Origin of the sequence: Aureimonas ureilytica (genome assembly GCF_001475935.1) — a bacterium.
GTDB lineage: Bacteria > Pseudomonadota > Alphaproteobacteria > Rhizobiales > Rhizobiaceae > Aureimonas > Aureimonas ureilytica_A.
In genome coordinates, this window is the sequence record NZ_LDQA01000166.1 from 1 (window position 1) to 696 (window position 696).

Here is a 696-nt window from a genome sequence, read left to right on the forward strand (position 1 = left end):
CGGCCTCGTCGTCGGATTCGCGCTGATTCCGATCGTCGGCCGGGTGATCGCCCCGGCCTGGAAGGCGGTGAGGGGCGGCTGAGCCTGAAGCTCAACCCTCCATCTCGGCGCGCAGCATTTCCAGCTCCAGCCATTCGTCCTCGGCCTTGGCCAGCGCCGCGCGGTCCTTCTCGATGGCGCCCGCGAGCTTGGAGAAGCGATCGGGGTTCTTGGTGAAGAGCGCGGGGTCGGCCATCTCGGCCTCGGCCTTGGCTATCGCGGCTTCCAGCTTGGCGATCTCCTTGGGCAGATTCTCCAGCGCGAATTTCTGCTTGAAGGAGAGCTTGGTCGCCGCCCCTGCCGGCTTGGGCGCAGCTGCGGCCGAAGATCCTGACGCGGCGGTTTTCGGCTTCTCGGCCTTTCGCGCTTCCTTCTGCGCGCCGCGCTTTTGGGCGGCCATGTCGCTGTAGCCGCCGGCATATTCCAGCCAGCGCCCGTTCTCCTCGGGCGAGATCACGCTCGTCACCGTGCGGTCGAGAAAGTCGCGGTCGTGGCTGACGAGCAGGACCGTGCCGGGATAATTGGCGATGAGTTCCTGAAGAAGGTCCAGCGTCTCCATGTCGAGATCGTTGGTCGGCTCGTCCAGAACGAGGATGTTGGCGGGGGTCGCCAGCGTCTTAACCCTGTCTATTATAACCATCTGACGCTGCCGACGAA

1 pseudogene is annotated in these 696 nt (G+C 64.8%); it reads right to left on the bottom strand.

Annotation, left to right across the window (positions count from 1 at the left end):
• Window positions 1–91: 91 nt before the first annotated feature.
• Window positions 92–696: pseudogene (locus tag NS365_RS23285) on the bottom strand (ABC transporter ATP-binding protein); the annotation flags it as partial.